Source organism: Methylosoma difficile, assembly GCF_054657615.1.
On sequence record NZ_BAAHYJ010000002.1, the window covers coordinates 530,154 to 547,454 of the forward strand.

General features: G+C 46.7%; 14 protein-coding genes. 7 read left to right on the forward strand and 7 right to left on the reverse strand.

Annotated elements, in window-relative coordinates:
- Positions 1-97 precede the first annotated feature (97 nt).
- On the forward strand, positions 98-1,909 hold the full coding sequence (locus tag ACYQ1O_RS07915) for a monovalent cation:proton antiporter-2 (CPA2) family protein (protein ID WP_459991122.1): 1,812 nt from the start codon (positions 98-100) through the stop codon (positions 1,907-1,909).
- Between the two features lie 32 nt (positions 1,910-1,941).
- Here the strand turns inward: ACYQ1O_RS07915 and ACYQ1O_RS07920 are convergent, their stop codons facing one another.
- Positions 1,942-2,820, reverse strand: a complete 879-nt coding sequence (locus tag ACYQ1O_RS07920) for a LysR family transcriptional regulator (protein ID WP_459991123.1) — start codon at positions 2,818-2,820, stop codon at positions 1,942-1,944.
- Between the two features lie 473 nt (positions 2,821-3,293).
- Here ACYQ1O_RS07920 and cysD point away from each other — a divergent pair, with 473 nt between their 5' ends.
- Both cysD and ACYQ1O_RS07930 read left to right on the forward strand, forming a co-directional pair.
- Entirely contained in the window at positions 3,294-4,262 is a 969-nt protein-coding gene (gene cysD / locus ACYQ1O_RS07925; RefSeq protein ID WP_459991124.1) for a sulfate adenylyltransferase subunit CysD, read from the forward strand.
- Entirely contained in the window at positions 4,262-5,584 is a 1,323-nt protein-coding gene (locus tag ACYQ1O_RS07930; protein WP_459991125.1) for a sulfate adenylyltransferase subunit 1, read from the forward strand. Before cysD ends, ACYQ1O_RS07930 begins: the two co-directional genes overlap by 1 nt.
- 649 nt (positions 5,585-6,233) lie before the next feature.
- Here the strand turns inward: ACYQ1O_RS07930 and ACYQ1O_RS07935 are convergent.
- The 5 genes from ACYQ1O_RS07935 to ACYQ1O_RS07955 form a co-directional block, all read right to left on the reverse strand.
- The gene (locus ACYQ1O_RS07935) at positions 6,234-6,863 is read right to left on the reverse strand and encodes a hypothetical protein (protein ID WP_459991126.1); all 630 of its coding nucleotides are present in this window, start codon (positions 6,861-6,863) and stop codon (positions 6,234-6,236) included.
- Entirely contained in the window at positions 6,864-7,067 is a 204-nt protein-coding gene (locus ACYQ1O_RS07940; protein WP_459991127.1) for a hypothetical protein, read from the reverse strand. It abuts the gene before it with no gap.
- A 156-nt stretch (positions 7,068-7,223) separates the two neighbouring features.
- On the reverse strand, positions 7,224-8,060 hold the full coding sequence (locus ACYQ1O_RS07945; protein ID WP_459991128.1) for a Hint domain-containing protein: 837 nt from the start codon (positions 8,058-8,060) through the stop codon (positions 7,224-7,226).
- Positions 8,061-8,455: 395 nt separating this feature from the next.
- Positions 8,456-8,794: a hypothetical protein gene (locus ACYQ1O_RS07950; protein ID WP_488199430.1), complete on the reverse strand. Its 339-nt coding sequence runs from the start codon at positions 8,792-8,794 to the stop codon at positions 8,456-8,458.
- A gap of 178 nt (positions 8,795-8,972) precedes the next feature.
- Positions 8,973-10,160, reverse strand: a complete 1,188-nt coding sequence (locus ACYQ1O_RS07955; RefSeq protein WP_459991129.1) for a hypothetical protein — start codon at positions 10,158-10,160, stop codon at positions 8,973-8,975.
- Between the two features lie 380 nt (positions 10,161-10,540).
- Between ACYQ1O_RS07955 and ACYQ1O_RS07960 the strand changes: the two genes are divergently transcribed.
- Both ACYQ1O_RS07960 and ACYQ1O_RS07965 read left to right on the forward strand, forming a co-directional pair.
- Positions 10,541-11,623: a polysaccharide pyruvyl transferase family protein gene (locus ACYQ1O_RS07960; protein ID WP_459991130.1), complete on the forward strand. Its 1,083-nt coding sequence runs from the start codon at positions 10,541-10,543 to the stop codon at positions 11,621-11,623.
- Between the two features lie 213 nt (positions 11,624-11,836).
- Positions 11,837-12,856 carry a glycosyltransferase family 2 protein gene (locus ACYQ1O_RS07965; protein ID WP_459991132.1) on the forward strand — a complete coding sequence of 340 codons (1,020 nt, stop codon included), beginning with the start codon at positions 11,837-11,839 and terminating at the stop codon, positions 12,854-12,856.
- A 51-nt stretch (positions 12,857-12,907) separates the two neighbouring features.
- Here the strand turns inward: ACYQ1O_RS07965 and ACYQ1O_RS07970 are convergent, their stop codons facing one another.
- The gene (locus ACYQ1O_RS07970; protein WP_459991133.1) at positions 12,908-14,251 is read right to left on the reverse strand and encodes a TolC family outer membrane protein; all 1,344 of its coding nucleotides are present in this window, start codon (positions 14,249-14,251) and stop codon (positions 12,908-12,910) included.
- A 432-nt stretch (positions 14,252-14,683) separates the two neighbouring features.
- Between ACYQ1O_RS07970 and ACYQ1O_RS07975 the strand changes: the two genes are divergently transcribed.
- Together ACYQ1O_RS07975 and ACYQ1O_RS07980 are read left to right on the forward strand one after the other, a co-directional pair.
- On the forward strand, positions 14,684-15,820 hold the full coding sequence (locus ACYQ1O_RS07975; RefSeq protein ID WP_459991134.1) for an efflux RND transporter periplasmic adaptor subunit: 1,137 nt from the start codon (positions 14,684-14,686) through the stop codon (positions 15,818-15,820).
- A gap of 11 nt (positions 15,821-15,831) precedes the next feature.
- Positions 15,832-17,283, forward strand: a complete 1,452-nt coding sequence (locus ACYQ1O_RS07980; RefSeq protein WP_459991135.1) for a flippase — start codon at positions 15,832-15,834, stop codon at positions 17,281-17,283.
- The last annotated feature ends 18 nt before the right edge of the window (positions 17,284-17,301 follow it).

Consider the following 17,301-nt stretch of genomic DNA (forward strand, 5'->3'; position numbering starts at 1 on the left):
CTGCCCGTTCACATTTATAAGGGCAGATGGCAAGGATGCCTGCTGTTGCAACCGCTTAATTTCTTCCAGAAACCACACCGCATTGCCGGAGTCTTGCGTGGATAACAGCCTATTTAATATTTTTATCTTCCTGACCGCCGCTTGCGTGGTCGTACCCTTAGCCAGCCGCTTTAAACTCGGCTCGGTATTAGGTTATCTGACTGCCGGTATCCTCATCGGCCCATTCGGCTTGGGTCTGATTGGCGAAGCCGCCAAAATCATGCATTTTGCCGAATTTGGCGTGGTGATGATGCTGTTTTTGATCGGCTTGGAACTCGATCCGGCTTTGTTATGGCGGCTACGCAAATCCATTGTCGGCTTAGGCGGCTTGCAAGTGTTGCTGACCAGCGCCTTGTTCACGCTGCTTGGCGTTGCGTTGGGCTATTCTTGGCAGATGAGCTTGGCGGCCGGCATGGCCTTGTCTTTATCATCAACAGCTTTGGTCTTGCAGATGCTGCAAGAAACCAATCTGATGAACACCTCGATGGGCGAAACGTCGTTCTCCGTGCTGTTGTTCCAAGACATTGCTGTCATTCCCATTTTGGTGATTATCCCGCTTTTGGCAAGCCATACCGGCGCTATCGAACCGGCGCACGCCAGTTTTATCGCCCATTTGCCAGGCTGGTTGCAAGCCGTTGTAGTCGCTTGCGTCATTGCTGCTGTTATTATTGCAGGACGCCATTTGTCGAGGCATTTGTTTAGGGAAATCGCCAAAACCAATATCCGCGAAGTGTTTACCGCCTTGTCTTTGGCAATGGTGGTGGGCATTACGTTATTGATGCAGATGGTGGGCGTATCGCCTGCCTTAGGGGCGTTTGTTGCGGGCGTGGTGTTGGCTAACTCCGAATACCGCCACGTTTTGCAAACCGACATTGAACCCTTTAAAGGTCTATTGCTCGGCCTATTTTTTATCTCTGTTGGCATGGGCATGGATTTTGGCCTGTTTGCCGAAGCGCCTATGCGCCTGATAGCTGCCGTCGTCATCTTAATGGCCAGCAAGGCTTTGGTTTTGTTCGCTTTAGGCCGCTTATTTGGTTTGAACGCCTTGCATAACTTTGGCTTCGCCTTTGCGTTGGCGCAAGGCGGCGAGTTTGCCTTTGTGTTGTTCCAATTTGCCGGAAATTTGCAGATATTGCCCGATGCGCAAGCCAAGTTTTTAACTTTGGTGGTGGCGACCTCCATTGCTGCCACGCCTTTGCTAATGTTGGCCTACAACCGCTTGATCGCAACCCGTTTCATGAGCGCCTTGCCGCAAGATTATGATAATTTTGCTGAAGAAAACCCCATTATCATTGCCGGTTACGGGCGTTTTGGACAAATCATTGGACGCTTTTTAGCGGCGCAAGGCATTAAAACCACGGTTTTGGAAAAAAATCCTGAACAAATTGAATTACTTAGAAAATTTGGCGTTAAAGGCCACTTTGGCGATGCTTCGCGCTTGGATTTGTTGCGCAGCGCCGGTGCGGCGAAAGCCAAATTGCTGGTCGTTACCGTGGATGACCCTGCCGCCAGCGTCGCTATCGTCAAGCTTGCCAAGGCCGAATTTCCGCAACTGCGCATTTTTGCCCGCGCCCGCAATCGCCGTCATGCTTACGAGCTTTACAAAGCCGGTGTTGATTTTTACAAACGGGAAATTTTTGATTCGTCTTTAGCAATGGGCCAGCAAATTATCATGACACTGGGCAAAGACGAAGCTGAAGCACATGCCAAAGCCCAACAATTCAAAGACTACGACGAAGCGGCGCTGAGGGAGTCTTTTGCTTTTTTTGACAACGAACCGGAATTGGTCAACTTTGCCAAAATGCAGGTTAAAGAACTGGAGCGGATTCTAAAAACTGATACCGTTAACGATGATGACAAGCCTGTTTAATCAAACAAACTTTTTTAAGCGCCATTGGCTTATTACAAATGCCCCGCCAACAATTCCTTCAACAAGCTATTCGGAAACCTGCGTGACGGTGTAATCGCGTAGAAGTGTTCCAAAATATCCGGTATGCAGTAATGTTCCACCAACATGCCGCTGTTCAATTCATCACGCACCACCACGGGCGGCACTAACGCCAAGCTATTGGACTCGCGCACTAATAAGCGCAACATCGCCATATCGTCCACTTCGGCGGCAATAAATGGGCGGATATTGGCTTGCTCCATTAAGAAATTAAAAGCGGCGCGGATTTCACTTTCCATGCTGGGCAATAGCAATGGCGTAAATTGCAAGTCGTCAGGGAATTTAAAATGTGCTTTCACCGCCTCCGGCTTGCCAATTAAGCTCACCGATTGCTCGTCCAGCAATCGGCAATTCCAATTGCTTTCTGAATCTCTGGGCAGCGGGCGATTGGAAACCACCAAATCCAACATATGCGTGTGCATCAAGCCTAATAATTCTTTCAAACTGCCCGAGCGCAACACCAATTCAATATCGCTGCGGTTAAGCACTGGCTTGACCAATTCCAGCTGAAAATTCCGCGATAAAGTCGACACCACACCCACTCGTAACATCTGCCGCTGGCTCACCGGACGGTTGTGCATCAAATTCAGCAACTCATCCCCGGCTTTAAAAATGCTGTTGGCGTAATCAAAAGCCATATGTCCGGCTTCGGTCAAAATCAGCCGTTTGCCTTGGCGTTCAAACAAGGTTTGCCCGAATGATTCTTCCAGATTCCGCAGCTGAATGCTTAACGCCGATTGCGAGACGTGCAGGCGTTCGGCAGCGCGGGTGAGATTGTTTTCAGTGGCGATGACCCAGAAGTAGCGGAGGTGGTGGTAGTTTAAGGAAGCCATGTTTATCCATATAAAAAAGCGAACGATTTCATTAAATACATATATTGGATGAAATTATCAACGATTGCTACCATAAATCGTCGCTTGAGTAAGCCGCTGTTACCAGCCATTACACAGTGACTTAAATGCGAGTAAAGCCGAATAGTGAGTGTTATCCCCGTTTACCGCGCCGAGTACCGCAGATTTTGTTGGGAATAGCCCGTAAGGGGCGCGGCAGGGAAGCCGCGCGTCAGCAGGAGGGCAGGAAGCCCTCTCTGCTGACTCCCGACAAAATCGAGGAGCGCAGGGAGAAGCGGTAATCGGGCCGCCTTTTCTTTGGATACTTTCTTTTGGCGGCGCAAAAGAAAGTAGCTCGCCTTCGGGTGCGAGAACCCGATTAGAAAAACTGTCGCGATAGCGACTCATTGTTTTATTAAGAATCTTTGTATCCCATTAAACAATCAATTTACAACCTCTAACTTGGAGCATGGCAAATGAATAGCTTAAAAAAATCAGTTTGGCAGGATGATGACGCATCCGCCGCTGACGTCGATCCACACGCCAACGCGCTGCACAGCCATTTGGATGTGTTAGAGGCTGAGGCCATTTTTATCCTCCGTGAAGTCGCGGCTGAATGCCGTAATCCGGTGTTGTTGTATTCCGGCGGTAAAGATTCGGCAGTGGTGCTGCATTTGGCTTACAAAGCCTTTTACCCCGAACGTATCCGCTTGCCGTTATTGCATATCGACACTGGACACAATTATCCCGAAGTCATCGACTACCGCGACCGTATGGCTGAGTATTATCAATGCAACTTACAAGTGCGGAGTTTGGACGATTCCATCGCGCGCGGCACGATACGCTTACGGCACCCGCTAGAGTCGCGCAACCCTTACCAATCGGTGACTTTATTGGAATCGATTGAAGAATTGTCTGCCGACGCTTGCATCGGCGGGGCGAGACGCGATGAAGAAAAAGCCCGTGCCAAAGAGCGGGTGTTCAGTGTCCGTGATGAATTTGGGCAATGGGATCCAAAAAACCAGCGTCCAGAATTGTGGTCTTTGTACAACGCACGGGTGATTCCTGGCGGCAATTTACGGGTGTTCCCCATTTCCAATTGGACGGAGCTGGACGTTTGGCAATACATCCAACGCGAAAACATCGAACTGCCGTCGATTTATTTTGCCCACCAACGCGATGTGGTACGGCGCGGTGAAGTGTTGGTGCCGGTCACTGAACTGACGCCTCCACAAGCGGGCGATCAAGTCGAAACCGTGACTTGCCGCTTCCGTACCGTCGGCGACATCACTTGCACCGCACCCGTGGAATCGCCCGCCGCCACTATTGTCGACATTATTCATGAAACCGCCACCGCCCGTGTCACCGAACGCGGCGCAACCCGACTAGACGACCGCGCTTCCGAAGCGGCCATGGAACAACGTAAAAAAGAGGGGTATTTCTAATGACTGCTTTATCAATCGCCAGCGCGCCAACCACCGAAACCGAAGCACCCGCCAACATCGGCTTGCTGCGTTTTATCACCGCAGGCAGTGTCGATGACGGCAAAAGCACCTTGATCGGTCGCTTGCTGTACGACAGCAAAAGCCTGCACGCCGACCAAGTTTCCGCCATTGAACAAAGCTCGCTGAAACGCGGCTTATCGGAAGTGGATTTGTCCTTGCTCACCGACGGCCTGCAAGCCGAGCGCGAACAAGGCATCACTATTGATGTCGCCTATCGGTATTTCTCCACGCCGAAACGCAAATTTATCATTGGCGATGCGCCGGGCCACGAGCAATACACCCGCAACATGGTCACCGCCGCTTCCACTGCCGAATTGGCTGTGATCTTGGTCGATGCCCGCAAAGGCTTGGCAACGCAAACCCGCCGACATTCGTATTTGGCGCATTTGCTGGGTGTTAAGCACATCGTGCTCGCCATCAACAAAATGGACAGCGTCGATTGGCAGCAAGACATTTATCGGCAAATCGTCAGCGACTATCAAGAATTTGCCGAAGCCTTGGGCTTAAGCAATATTGTCGCCATCCCCATGTCCGCGCTCAAAGGCGATAACGTGGTTGATGCCAGCACCGCCATGTCGTGGTATCAAGGCTCGACTTTGCTGGATTATTTGCAAACCGTGTCTACGGTAGCCGATGTCAGTAACAAAGCCTTGCGTATGCCCGTACAACGCGTGGTGCGGGTGATGCTCGGCAACGCCGCCACTCAAACCACTGGTGACGATGTGGAATTTCGCGGCTATCAAGGCACACTCGCCGAAGGCAGCTTGCAATGCGGCGATACCGTGATGGTGTTGCCCGCCTGGCGCAGCTCGCAAGTCCGCAGCTTAAAACTGGCAGGCAAATCGGTAAAAAAAGCCGTTGCCGGCAGCGCCGTGGTGGTGGAGTTGGAAGATGAAATCGACATTTCCCGTGGCGACATCATCGTCGGCAACGACCAGCCACCCAAAGTAACGCGGGAATTAGACGCGGATATTTGCTGGCTAGCCGAACAGCCGCTAAACCCGAAAGCCAAATATTTAATCAAGCACACCACCCGCACCGTGAAAGGCTTGTTTGGCGAATTGCACTATAAAATCAACGTCAACACCTTAGAGCAACACCCGCAACCCGAAGCCGTCCACATGAACGACATCGTCCGCGTACAAATCAAACTGCAACAAGCGTTGTTTGTGGATACCTATGCGGAAAATAAGGTGACGGGGAGTTTTATTGTGATTGATGAAAGCAGCTTGGCTACGGTGGCGGCGGGGGTGATTGTTTAACTATTCGCTCATTCCCAAGCTGGAGCTTGGTAACTAGCGTAAATCGTAGGATGGGCTGACGGCAGGAAGCCCATCATTGGGGATATAAATTGATGGGCTTCCTGCCGTCAGTCTTTATGCCCTTGGGTGCATCCTACATCGAACATTCGCTCATACCATTGTCCTAAGCGCTTAAAACCTTTCACTTTGTAATCTTCGCTTATTCCCAAGCTCCAGCTTGGGAATACAGTTCTGGAAGCTCTAGCTTCCCTTGCCCCTCGAAGCTAGAGCTTCTGACAACCGGGTTACCAAGCCAGAGCTTGGTAACCAGCGTAAAGTGTATTTGCCGCGCCACCGCCTTGGTTTGCTAAGGCGTTCGGCGGAGGAAAGCGTCAGGTTTACGCATGATGCGGGGTGTTGAGCAGATAGGCATTTGGTCCAGAAAACTACCCCAACCTACAAGCTAATGGATTATCAAGGCTTCGAAATGGTGGATTGCTGGCGCGAATCCACCTTACATTCATCCGACTTACGGGTTGAGTAGATAGACATCTGCCCCGGCAAACCACCCAAAAAACCGTAGGTTGGGGTGTACCCAACGGCATAAAAGGAACGAACCCCCAACACATCCGGACGCATCAATTGTTGGGGTTCCTGACGTCACCCCAACCTACGGGCTGAGGTAGTGTACCCACAGGCCGTGTTCGCCGACAAAATAGGTATGGGTATCTTCAACTTCGATGTTATAGACCGTACGGCACATGGGGTGAAAGCCCTGAAAGGCCAGACTACTCTCATCCATTTCTTCCGAGTCATCCATTAAATCCCAATCGCGTTCGATTGAAGAATCTTTATAACGGATAGTATGCCATGGTTTCAGCGTTTCGATAACGCTTACTGATGGCCCGTTTTGGTTAAATTCAACCTCGATACCGAAACCATCCCAGTTATACCATATCATTCCTGGCCTAACGATGCCTTTGGCGGGATAGTTGGGGTTTTGCACGATGGGGGAAAAATTATTGACATACGCCAAACGACCATCAGAAAGTTGGGCAGTAAAAATAACCCGACCACCTTTAAGGTCGTATTCTTTTTTCATTAAATCCAAGCTTGCTACCGACATCCAGCGATTTACAGGCTGGTCAACTGTTTTTGGGTCGGATGGTTCTGCGATACCAATTGAAGTAATCCAAATCGGATGCGCACCGGTTACCACCACATGACCGCGTTCGTTCGGCTGACCTCTAGTCGTGACCTTGTCGCCATCGCTCAACACAATCCAACTGAGGAAATACACCTACCTATCCTCATATTCGTACGTGCGGGTCACGCGCTGGTAGCTCAATTCGCCGTCGCCCGATTCGGGTTTGGACAACACGTAGTCGCCCATTTGGATTTGCTCGATGGGTTTTAGACCCGCTTGGGTGTGAACTAAAGTGCCAGCGACAAAACAGTTGCCTTCCCGTTTGGTTGAGATGGTTTTTCTCGGCGAAATTATCATAAAGTCATTTTTGAGATTGGTTGGAGGGTTAGCTTTCTTTCACGATTTTAATCCCACGCAGTATAGTAGGTTGGGGTGTACCCAACGGCATAAAAGGAACGAACCCCCAACACATCCGGACGCATCAATTGTTGGGGTTCCTGACGTCACCCCAACCTACGGGCTGAGGTTATGCACCCACAGGCCGTGTTCGCCGACAAAATAGCTATGGGTATCTTCAACTTCGATGTTATAGACCGTACGGCACATGGGGTGAAAGCCCTGAAAGGCCAGACTGCTCTCATCCAAGTCTTCCGAGTCATCCATTAAATCCCAATCGCGTTCGATTAAAGAATCTTTATAGCAGACAGTATGCCACGGTTTCAGCGTTTCGATAACGCCTACTGACGGCCCGTTTTGGTTAAATTCGACCTCGATACCGTGACCATCCCACTGATACCAAATGAAACTTGGCCTGACTATGCCTTTGCTTTGATGTTTAAGGTTATGCACGACAGGGTTAAAATTTTCGAGATACACTAAACGACCATCAGAAAGTTGGGCATTAAAAATAACCGTACCACCTTTAAGGTCGTATTCCTTCCTCATTAAATCCAAGCTTGCCACAGACATCCATCGATTAACAGGCTGAGTTACCAATTCTTGATCGGCGGACTCCGCAATACGGATTTCAGCAATCCAGATCGGATGCGCACCGGTTACCACCACATGGCCGCGTTCGTTCGGCTGACCATATTTATCCGTGACTTTGTCGCCATCGCTCAGCACAATCCAACTGAGGAAATACACCTCCCTATCCTCATATTCGTACGTGCGGGTCACGCGCTGGTAGCTCAGTTCGCCGTCGCCCGATTCGGTTTTGGACAACACGTAGTCGCCCACTTGGATTTGCTCGATGGGCTTTAGGCCCGCTTGGGTGTGAACTAAAGTGCCAGCGACAAAACAGTTGCCTTCTTGTTCGGCTGAGGTGGTTTTTCTCGGCGAAATCATCATAAAGTCATTTTTGAGATTGGTTGGAGGGTTAGCTTTCTTTCACGATTTTAATCCCACGCAGTGCAATACGCTAACGCCAGTGTGTGATTTTTGTTGTTTAAGACTGGCAAAACGCAAGCTGACAAACTAGGATAGCCCCGTTTAGTCTTTGGATTTTTTCCAATAAAATCGGTCTTGAAGCTAGCCCGTAGGGTGCAATAGACGGTAGCCGTATTGCACCGCATGTTGGATTTCAAACATCCGGCGCATTACGCTATCGCTAATGCGCTCTACGGTAGGGCTGTATGGTGGTTTCGGGAAGCAAACCGCCATGCCACTGAGTTTAAGACGGTAACTACACAACTACGTTTTACAGCCCCTTCTCCAACTGCAAATTAACATCCGCCAAATCCCCATCACCAATCACCCCAACCGCTGCTTTCAAGCGAATAATATTCAGCAAATATTGATAACGCGCTGCCAACAAATCCCGTTTGGCGGCGAATAATTGTTATTGGGCGTTGGAAGGTGCTGACGCCTACATCGTGGCCTGTTTTAGTTGAATCCAATTGGCGTTGGCTGCCGATTAAGGCTTGCTGGTAGGCGTTGACTTGGGCGATGCTGGAGTTCAAATTCAGGTACGCGGTTTGCGTGTCCAGCTCGGTTTGGCGGTTATTCTGGTCGATGCCCGCAAAGGCTTGGTAACGCAAACCCGCCGACATTCTTACTTGGCGCATTTGTTGGGCGTTTAGCACGTCGTACTCGCCATCAACAAAATGGACAACGTCGGATTAGTAACAAGACATTTAAAAGTGACAGGCAGTTTTATCGTCATCGACGAAAGCAGCTTGGCAACCGTGGCGGCGGGGGTGATTGTTTAGCAAATAATGGCCTCCAAAATAGGTTTTGGAAGCCAAATCACGCCAAAAGCCATTAATGTGAAGTTCCGGGTTCAATTTTTATCCCAACATAGGCCGAATTATTATTTTCATTGCTTTCTTTGATGCCTGAACGGGAAGTTTTAATTCGGCAGCCTAACCAATAAGGGGTGTTTTCTGTCAATGAATTGGGCAGTTTGACCTGAGCTGCGACCGTCGAGGGTTGCCCATCGCGCTTGAGTGAATAGTTTTTGCTGAACAATAATCTGTCGCTATCATCAATGTTAGCGTCCGTTGAGAGGACATAATGGGCGGTTATACCGATAGGGCTGGTTTTTCCGGAATTCTCAAAGGTGAATTCCAGTTTTACGGTTTGGCCTTTGTGTACTTTGTAAACCGGTTCTGGACAAGTGGTTGTCAAAGGGCCGTTGAGATCGGGGTTGCGGTAAGGGCAGGTTAACGGTAGGTCGTTGTGATCCGCATCCAATAACCTGGTCCGGTTATGCAAACTAAAAATACTGCCATCTTTTGCGGTTAGTTTGTCGCCATAACGCCAATGGCTGACGCTGACGTCTTCCAATGCCTGCGCCGATAAGCCGTGCAAGGCAATTAAACCATTGGCGGCATCTTCGCCGATATAGGGTTCAACACGGTCGCCGTTAGTTGCTAACAGGTTGTTGCCGCCCATCAAATTCATCACATCGCCTTCATGATGCAAGCCCGCGCTATGTCCTAATTCATGCATTATCGTCGAGACCAAATGGGCATGGCTGCCGCCGTAGACGAACATTTGGCGTTTGTCATCGCTATAAGCCAGTTTGCTGATGCCGCTTGGCGTACGCTGTAGCCGGTAATGGCTGTTGATGACAATGTCCGATTCTGTGGCGGTGCAGTTGGGCGAATAATCAGAGTCGCTTTCTTCAATGGCGGAATTGTTGGCATACGCCGCCCCCAAATCTTTCATATAAATTTCGCTTTCGCCATTGTTTAAGCCAATACCGGGATTTTTATCCATGCCACCGAATACGTAACGGAATTGGCTAGGGTTGCGGTTCATGCGTTCCAGGGCCTCAAGCACCGCAAAATAGTATGGCGAGCCTACGGGAATGGTTTGGGGGTCAAGAACGGGTTGGTAAATTTTACCCATCCAGTGTTTTTGCAGGTTTTTGTTGATGGGGGCAATGCATTGGATGGCTTCCCACGCGCTAACTTGTGGGCTTTGAAGGGCAAATATAAGGAACAATAGCGTACTGGGATTTATAACTATTTTTCCCTTTAAAGATATAAAAAAATCCACTGATTCAAGACAGCATAAAGGAATTAGATGTGGCTTGTTTAAATCGCGAATGGGGGTTGGAACAGGTTGTTCGGGGCGTTTTGACATTGCGGATTCTTGGTTAGGAGGTGTCGGCGGGGTGATTTTAACAAGAAATACCCCCTGCAAATTGCAAAACGCTAATGCTTGTTTGCAATTTGCAGGGGGTAGCCAAGTTTAGCAATGAAAGGTTTTCGAAAAATTGCCAAAATAAAAGATAAAGTCTTATTATTCAATTGGTTGTTTATTTTTATTAGGTGGCACAGCGATTGCTAAAGTGCTAGTGAACACTTAATAAGGAGAGCGACATGAAAATCGGCTTAATCAATACCCATTCTTACAACAACGTTGGTGATGCTGCTACTTATGCGGCGTTGGCGCAATTACTTAATGGTCACGAGGTTTATGCAAATCTTATGGAAGCGCAAGCGCCAATTCCATCGGGTATTCACAACCAACGCAACCTTAACCAGTGTGACAGCTTTGTCAGTGTCGGCGGCGATGTTTTTAACAATACGCGGCCTTGGTTTGTCACCAAAAAATTTCTTAATAACCTCAATTTGTTAGGAAAAAAACCGAATACTACGTTTTTGTTTGGTCAGTCCATCCCAGCTTCTTGCAATGGCCCTAGCCTTAAATTGTTGGCTAGCCAATTGAAACGCATCAATTCGGTGACGGTTCGCGATCAGCAAAGTTATAAAAAATTGTCCGAAATGGGGGTCAACTGTAAGCTGTCTTTCGATACATCATTTGTTTTGCAATGCTCGGCTGAGGCGGAACGGCAAGCCGATATTGTTTTGGAGAATTTGGAAGCAACCCGTTCAGCAGTCATTTCCCTGCGGGAATTCAATTCACTGTATCCAGCCAACAACGAAATTTTTGTCCGCAATATCGGCAAACTATGCCGGAAGCTATTGGAATACGATTACCAACCCGTATTGTTGATCCAATCCAAAGTCTCTGAAAAAGAAAGCGATTGGGTTGTTGCCAAGGCAATTATGGAGCTTTGTCCGGGGGCTAAGGTGTTGGACTTACTGGCTTACCAAAGCACTGTGCCAAGCTGGGAGTTGTTGCAGGCCGTCCTTAAAAAAGCAGGTTTAATTGTTGCGGTCCGTTATCACACGGCTATTCTGGCACTGGCAGCAGGTCGCGTCCCTTATAACCTTTATTATTCCAACAAGGGGGCGGATTTATGCGAACGATTAAAAATTCCTGGTGGATTTATTGGAAATTTCAACCCGGATTATGAATTTTCAGCAATTACCAACACATGTTCGAAATCCTTTAACGCAGAACCTATTCGCCGTTGTTTGGCTAATGATTTTAAAGAAGCTTTAGATAATTGCAGTGCTTATTTTTACGCGTTGAACAAGCATCATGAATTTGCGTAAATCTATGCTGTTGGCTACGCATTCCATATGGAAGATTGGTCTGGACGTAAGGCAAAAAACCTTAAATATCCTGCAAATGCTGAAAGGAATGGCTAGCTCGGGGAGTTGTTAACTGCTGTTAGCCATACACCTGCTTCGGGCTATTGATTGCACAGCTGGCAGCAGCCGAGACCGTACGGCATTTTCACTATTTTAGAAACGCAGGTAATTATCATGGTTACAGTTTCCGTTATCATGTACGTCTATAACGCCGAGCAATATATCGCCCAAGCGATTGCCTCGGTATTGCAACAATCTTATGAAGATTTTGAGCTATTACTGATCGACGACCAATCTTCTGATAATAGCGTGGACATTGCAGAAAATTTTACAGATCCACGTATCCGGATTGTCCATTTACAAAACATGGGGTTGGCGGCTGGGCGCAATACCGGTATCCATCTTGCACAAGGCAAATACATTGCCCTTATCAACGCTGGCGATTATTGGGCGGTCGATAAATTAGAAAAGCATATTGCGCATTTGGAAGATAATCCCCATTTGGGTCTCAGCTACTGCCCTTCGAAGACTGTAGATTCAGAGGGTCGAGTAATGGGCATCAGGCATGTGCCGAAGTTAAATAATATTGGTATCGAAGATATTTTATGCAGCAATCCGATCGACAATGGTTCGGTACCGGTGATCCGCAAAGCGGCATTTGAAGCCGTTGCATTTAAGCACCATCGCAATGGCGAAGTGCGTTATTGGTATTTTGACGAAACCTTTAAGCAATCGGAAGATATTGAATGTTGGTTAAGGATTGCTACACAAACACCTTGGCAATTTGCCGGTATCCCACAAGCATTGACATTTTGCCGCAGTAATGAAGACCTATTGTCGTTGACTGTTGTCAGCCAGTTTGACAGTTGGAAGCGGGCGGTAAAAAAACTGCAAGTCAAATCACCAAAAGTGTTTGCCACTTGGGGCAGGTTGGCAGAGGCTTATCAATTGCGTTCCTTGGCTAGGCGGGCGATCCGTTCCAGGGAGGCCAAATTGGCGATGAAGCTGGTGGTCTTAGCCATCAAAACCGATGCCAGAATTTTGTGGAAAGATCCTAAAAGAACCTTGCTTACCTTGGCTTGTGCTGGATTGGTAAAAGTGGTGCCGAAAAGGCAATTTTCACGTATGGAAGCAGTGGTGATGGGGTTGATGGACGCTTTGGGTTCAGCAACCTTAAAAATTCATGCCGGTTAGTTGGGTTATGGCGGGGTTCGGTAAACCTCGCCGTATGGGTTTACCCGGCTACTATTTTTTTGCACTATAGTTAGCTAAAAACTTATTGATTTGTTCAAGATCATTCTCATCCAAAGAGCTTGCCGCCTGTTTTAACTTGACGCTGTTGATAAAATAATCATAACGGGCGCGGGCATATTCCCTTTTCGCTTCAAATAATTTCGTCTGTTCGCTCAACACGTCAACCATGGTGCGTGTACCTTCTTCAAACCCCAATTCACTTGATTTTAAAGCTTTTTCACTTGCTTTTAGTGATGCCTGCAAGGCTTCGATGTGTTTTATACTGGTCGTCACACCGCGATAAGCCACTTTAATTTGCCTGTTGGTAGCACGTTTGATGGTATTTAGGTTTTCTTTTGCGGCTTCGAACAGATAAGCCGCTTGTTGTGTTTTTGAGTTGACCGAACCGCCAGCAAATAAAGGTACGTTTAATTGCAGGCCGATAGTTTGGCGGTCGCCTTGGATACCGAAATTGCTACCGACATCGGAAATATTGTAAGTGCCGACCAAATCTAAGCTGGGGTAATGCCCAGTGCGTTGCAAGTCAATGTTTTTGCGGGCCACTTCCGTGGCATTGATGGCGGCAATTACACTGAAGTTGCTGGCCTCGGCGGTGTGGCTCCAGACATTGATGTCCGCCGGCTCAGGCTTTTGTAAGACGACGTTTTCCAGCAATGGTGTCAACTTGACATCGTGGTCACCAATAATTTCTTTTAAGGCTTCTTTGGCATCATCAACTTTATTGGCGGCATCAATTTCGTTGGCGGTGGCCTGCTCGTATCCTGCTTCGGCTTCATGGACATCGGTAATGGGGATAAGGTGGTTGGCGAAAAGGCGTTTGGATTGTTCAAGCTGCTGGTAAACGGAATCCTTTTCCCCCATTGCAAAGCTGTAGTTGTCTTCAGCCAAGAGCACGTTGAAATAGGCTTCCGTTGTTTTGGTCATCAGGTTTTGCAGTTCGGCTTTATATTCCGCTTCTGCTTGGGCAATTTGATTGTCCGATTGGCTAAGCTTTACCCAGTGTTCCCAATGAAAAATGGGTTGGTTTAAACTGAACACCAGAGAGTTATTCCAAAACGATTGGCTACGTAAAAAACTGTTCGGGTTGTTATTGGTAATGTTGTCGCGGCTGGCAATGCCAATGGATGATATGTTAGGCAAAAATTGTGCAATGCTTTGGTTTTTACTTTCGTCAGTTGCCATTTGGTTGGCTCTGACCGCTTTCAGGGTAGGGTCGTTTTCTAATGCTAGCTTGTAAACGCTGGCAAGGTCTTCGGCTTGTGTTGGCAAACTCGCCATGGTCAATAAGACAATCAGCGGGGCGTATAACGTCGTATTAAGAATGTTTTTGCTCATTTTTGTGTCTGCCAGAAAAGGGGTTGGGGTGGAATTTATTGGCAGGCAAAAAGCCTTGTCGGTTCAACAAGCGGTTTTGCCGGGTCAGCGTAAGAATTTCATTATGTGATTGAATTTATGTTTTGGTCTAACTGGTTTTTTATGTAACTATAGATTTCAGTTAAAAATTTGGTTATTTTTTGGTTGTTTCAGAGGCTTTCATAAGTAAATTCTGGGGTTGTTAAGGGAGGCACCCTACACAAAGCTTAACAATCGTTGGCTAAGCTTAACATAGTTTTTTGTCAAATCAGTGTATTCATCGCTAGGTCGTAGTATGTTAGCTTTATATTAACGCATTGATTAAAAAATAATTTGTAAAATATTTTTGTAGGCTAAATCGTGAAATAAGGTTTATAGTCGTAAAGTCAACAAGCGCGTCGCAAAGGGGTTTTAGTGAAAAAACATGTTAATTTTATTGTTGTTGTCCTAGGCTTAATTTTTGCCATTATGGTTTTATATAACCTCCGCAAAAGCCATCAATTACTCACTGATGCCAGTGTGGCAAGAAGTAATGGTCAACCCATACCTGTCAGTGTTTATTCGGCTGCTTCCGGAAATATTTACGCATTAACCGCGTTTGAATGCCAAGCGGCTGCGAATCCACAATTAGTTATTAACTCGCCGCTGATGAATGCCATCGTACAAGACGTACCGGTTTCTATCGGCGACCGAGTTAAAAAAGGCCAGCTTTTGGTTAAATTGGATGATCGCGCCTATCGAGCCACCATCGACAACTTATCAAAAGAGCTGCAGTTTTTATCAGCGACAGTCAGTGAGCAAGCTAATTTAGCCGACTATTACAAAACCAATTTGGACAGAGGTTTGGTAAAAGAGGCCGATTTTCGGAAAGCGAAAGTGGATTGGCTGAAAGCCCAAAGTGAGCATCAGCAAACGCAACGTTTGTTGTCGGAAACATCGGTTGATTTGGAAAAGACGGCTATTGTCTCGCAAGTTGATGGGATTGTTACTGACGTCACTAAAGTAGGGCAGGTGTCAACTATACGGGATAGCTTGGTATCGGTCGCTGTTATCAATCCCATGCTGCTGGAATGTGCGATGTCTGATACGGATTACGCCTTATTGGGTGACAACAAAACGGCGTTGCCGGTTAAAGTGAGTTTTCCGGCATTGGCAGGGCATGGTTTTCAAGGACAGGTAAAAAGGGTACAGCCGCTGGCTAACTACGAACAAAGGATGGTAAATATTGACGTAGAACTGAATAACGACGATGGGCTGATATTGCCAGGCATGGCTGCAACGGGACAAATTATTAATGATTTGAACACTATGCGTATTCCAGCCGTTAGCTTGATTTCAACCCGCAATAATGAAAGTACCGTTTTTGTTGTTGATGATAGCAATATTGCCAAGCAGCGAACCATTCAAACCGGCGTCATCAGTTCAGGTTATGCTGAAGTAAAAAGCGGGCTTAAGGCAAATGATAGGGTTGTAGTCGCTGGACAAGTGGAATTGCAAGAAGGCGATAAAGTGAGTGTGGTAGAGCCTGCCGAAGAATTGCAAGTGCAATAACGGCAAAGGCAATGAAGGATCAAACTTCCGAAATCAAACCAACTAAATTAGGGCGTAACTCGTTGCTGATAACTGGTGGCGGTGTCATTAGTGCAATAATCATTTTTGCTTTGACACTGACCATTAGCCGTTACTTAGGTGCTGAAGGTTTTGGTAATTTTGCCTTTGCCTTTGCCATATTGACGGTATTCCAAACCTTTTCGGATGGCGGTTTCCAAACAATAACCATTAGGGACGTTGCTAGAAATAAAGCCAACGTAATGCGTATATTAAGCACAACTTATTCATTAATTTGGATAGTTAGTATTATTGCTTTTTTATTGCTATATCTATATTTCGAAATTTTAAATCCACATTTCTATTTAAGGGAAGTGGTGACCATTATGGTATTAACCGGCTTGGTCAGCTTGCATAGCCTGATATTTGTCGCCGTTTTAAGGGCCAACGAAGCCATGGCCGTTGTCGCCCTTTTGGCAATAATCGATAAGGTGGTCATTTTTTTATGGGTATTGATAGCCATAAAATTAGATTTAGGTTTAACGGGGATTGCAGTCGCCCATCTGATAGCAGCCCTATGTTATTGGGTTTTTTTTGTTATCTATGTCAGCATAAACTATTGCCGGGTACACTTTTTGGTCGATCTAAATCATTGGCAGGCCATGATAAAAGAAGCATTACCTTTAGGAATAGCCATTACCTTAAGAAAACTGACCATCCAATTAGATATATTCATGCTGACAGGATTATCAGGGGCATCTGCCGTGGGCCTTTACAGTGCAACCTATCGGATTGTGCAAATACTTGAAATGGGGGGCTTGTCTGTATGTAGTGTCATTTACCCATTATTGTCAAAGCTTTCGATTAGTTCCATAGAAAAATTTATAGTAGTCAATGAAAGCGCTTTTAGGGTGTTAGTGGTTATTATCAGTCCAGTTATTGCATGGTTAATTATTTTTTCTAACCAAATAATGCCATTGCTTTATGGAAAAGCTTTTATAGGTGCAGGCCATGTGCTGACAATATTAAGCATAGCCATGATGTTTACAATTCCGGCAACACTATTTCATTCAAGTTTTTCGGTACTGGGAAAACAAAAATCATTCATGGCTATAACGATTGGCATATTAGTATTAAAAGCATTGCTGGATGCATTATTGATACCTGTTTACGCAGAATTAGGCGCATCCGCTGCAACGGTTGTTACTGAGTTGTTAACAATGGTTTTATGTGTGGCAACCTTAAATAACAATTTAATTACTATGCGGGTTTTTAGAATTTACGGTAAGTCTTTTCTGTGTGTGCTGTTTTCATTATTAATGATGGCGCCATTTATGCTGAGCGATTCATTGGCAGCAAAAATTATCGCAAGCTTTGTTTTTTACGCCATCTACCTTTTGATGGTATTGATATTGCAGTTATTTTCTGTTTCTGAAATAAAATCAGCGCTTGGAAAAAACAATTAAAATAGCTATAACCTTGTT

Excerpts from the sequence above, each read along its gene's own strand:
- ACYQ1O_RS07960 (WP_459991130.1), top strand. The coding sequence starts at position 10,541 with ATGAAAATCGGCTTAATCAATACCCATTCTTACAACAACGTTGGTGAT.
- ACYQ1O_RS07965 (WP_459991132.1), top strand. The coding sequence starts at position 11,837 with ATGGTTACAGTTTCCGTTATCATGTACGTCTATAACGCCGAGCAATAT.
- ACYQ1O_RS07980 (WP_459991135.1), top strand. The coding sequence starts at position 15,832 with ATGAAGGATCAAACTTCCGAAATCAAACCAACTAAATTAGGGCGTAAC.
- ACYQ1O_RS07945 (WP_459991128.1), bottom strand. The coding sequence starts at position 8,060 with ATGATGATTTCGCCGAGAAAAACCACCTCAGCCGAACAAGAAGGCAAC.
- ACYQ1O_RS07970 (WP_459991133.1), bottom strand. The coding sequence starts at position 14,251 with ATGAGCAAAAACATTCTTAATACGACGTTATACGCCCCGCTGATTGTC.
- ACYQ1O_RS07920 (WP_459991123.1), bottom strand. The coding sequence starts at position 2,820 with ATGGCTTCCTTAAACTACCACCACCTCCGCTACTTCTGGGTCATCGCC.
- ACYQ1O_RS07930 (WP_459991125.1), top strand. The coding sequence starts at position 4,262 with ATGACTGCTTTATCAATCGCCAGCGCGCCAACCACCGAAACCGAAGCA.
- cysD (WP_459991124.1), top strand. The coding sequence starts at position 3,294 with ATGAATAGCTTAAAAAAATCAGTTTGGCAGGATGATGACGCATCCGCC.
- ACYQ1O_RS07940 (WP_459991127.1), bottom strand. The coding sequence starts at position 7,067 with ATGATAATTTCGCCGAGAAAAACCATCTCAACCAAACGGGAAGGCAAC.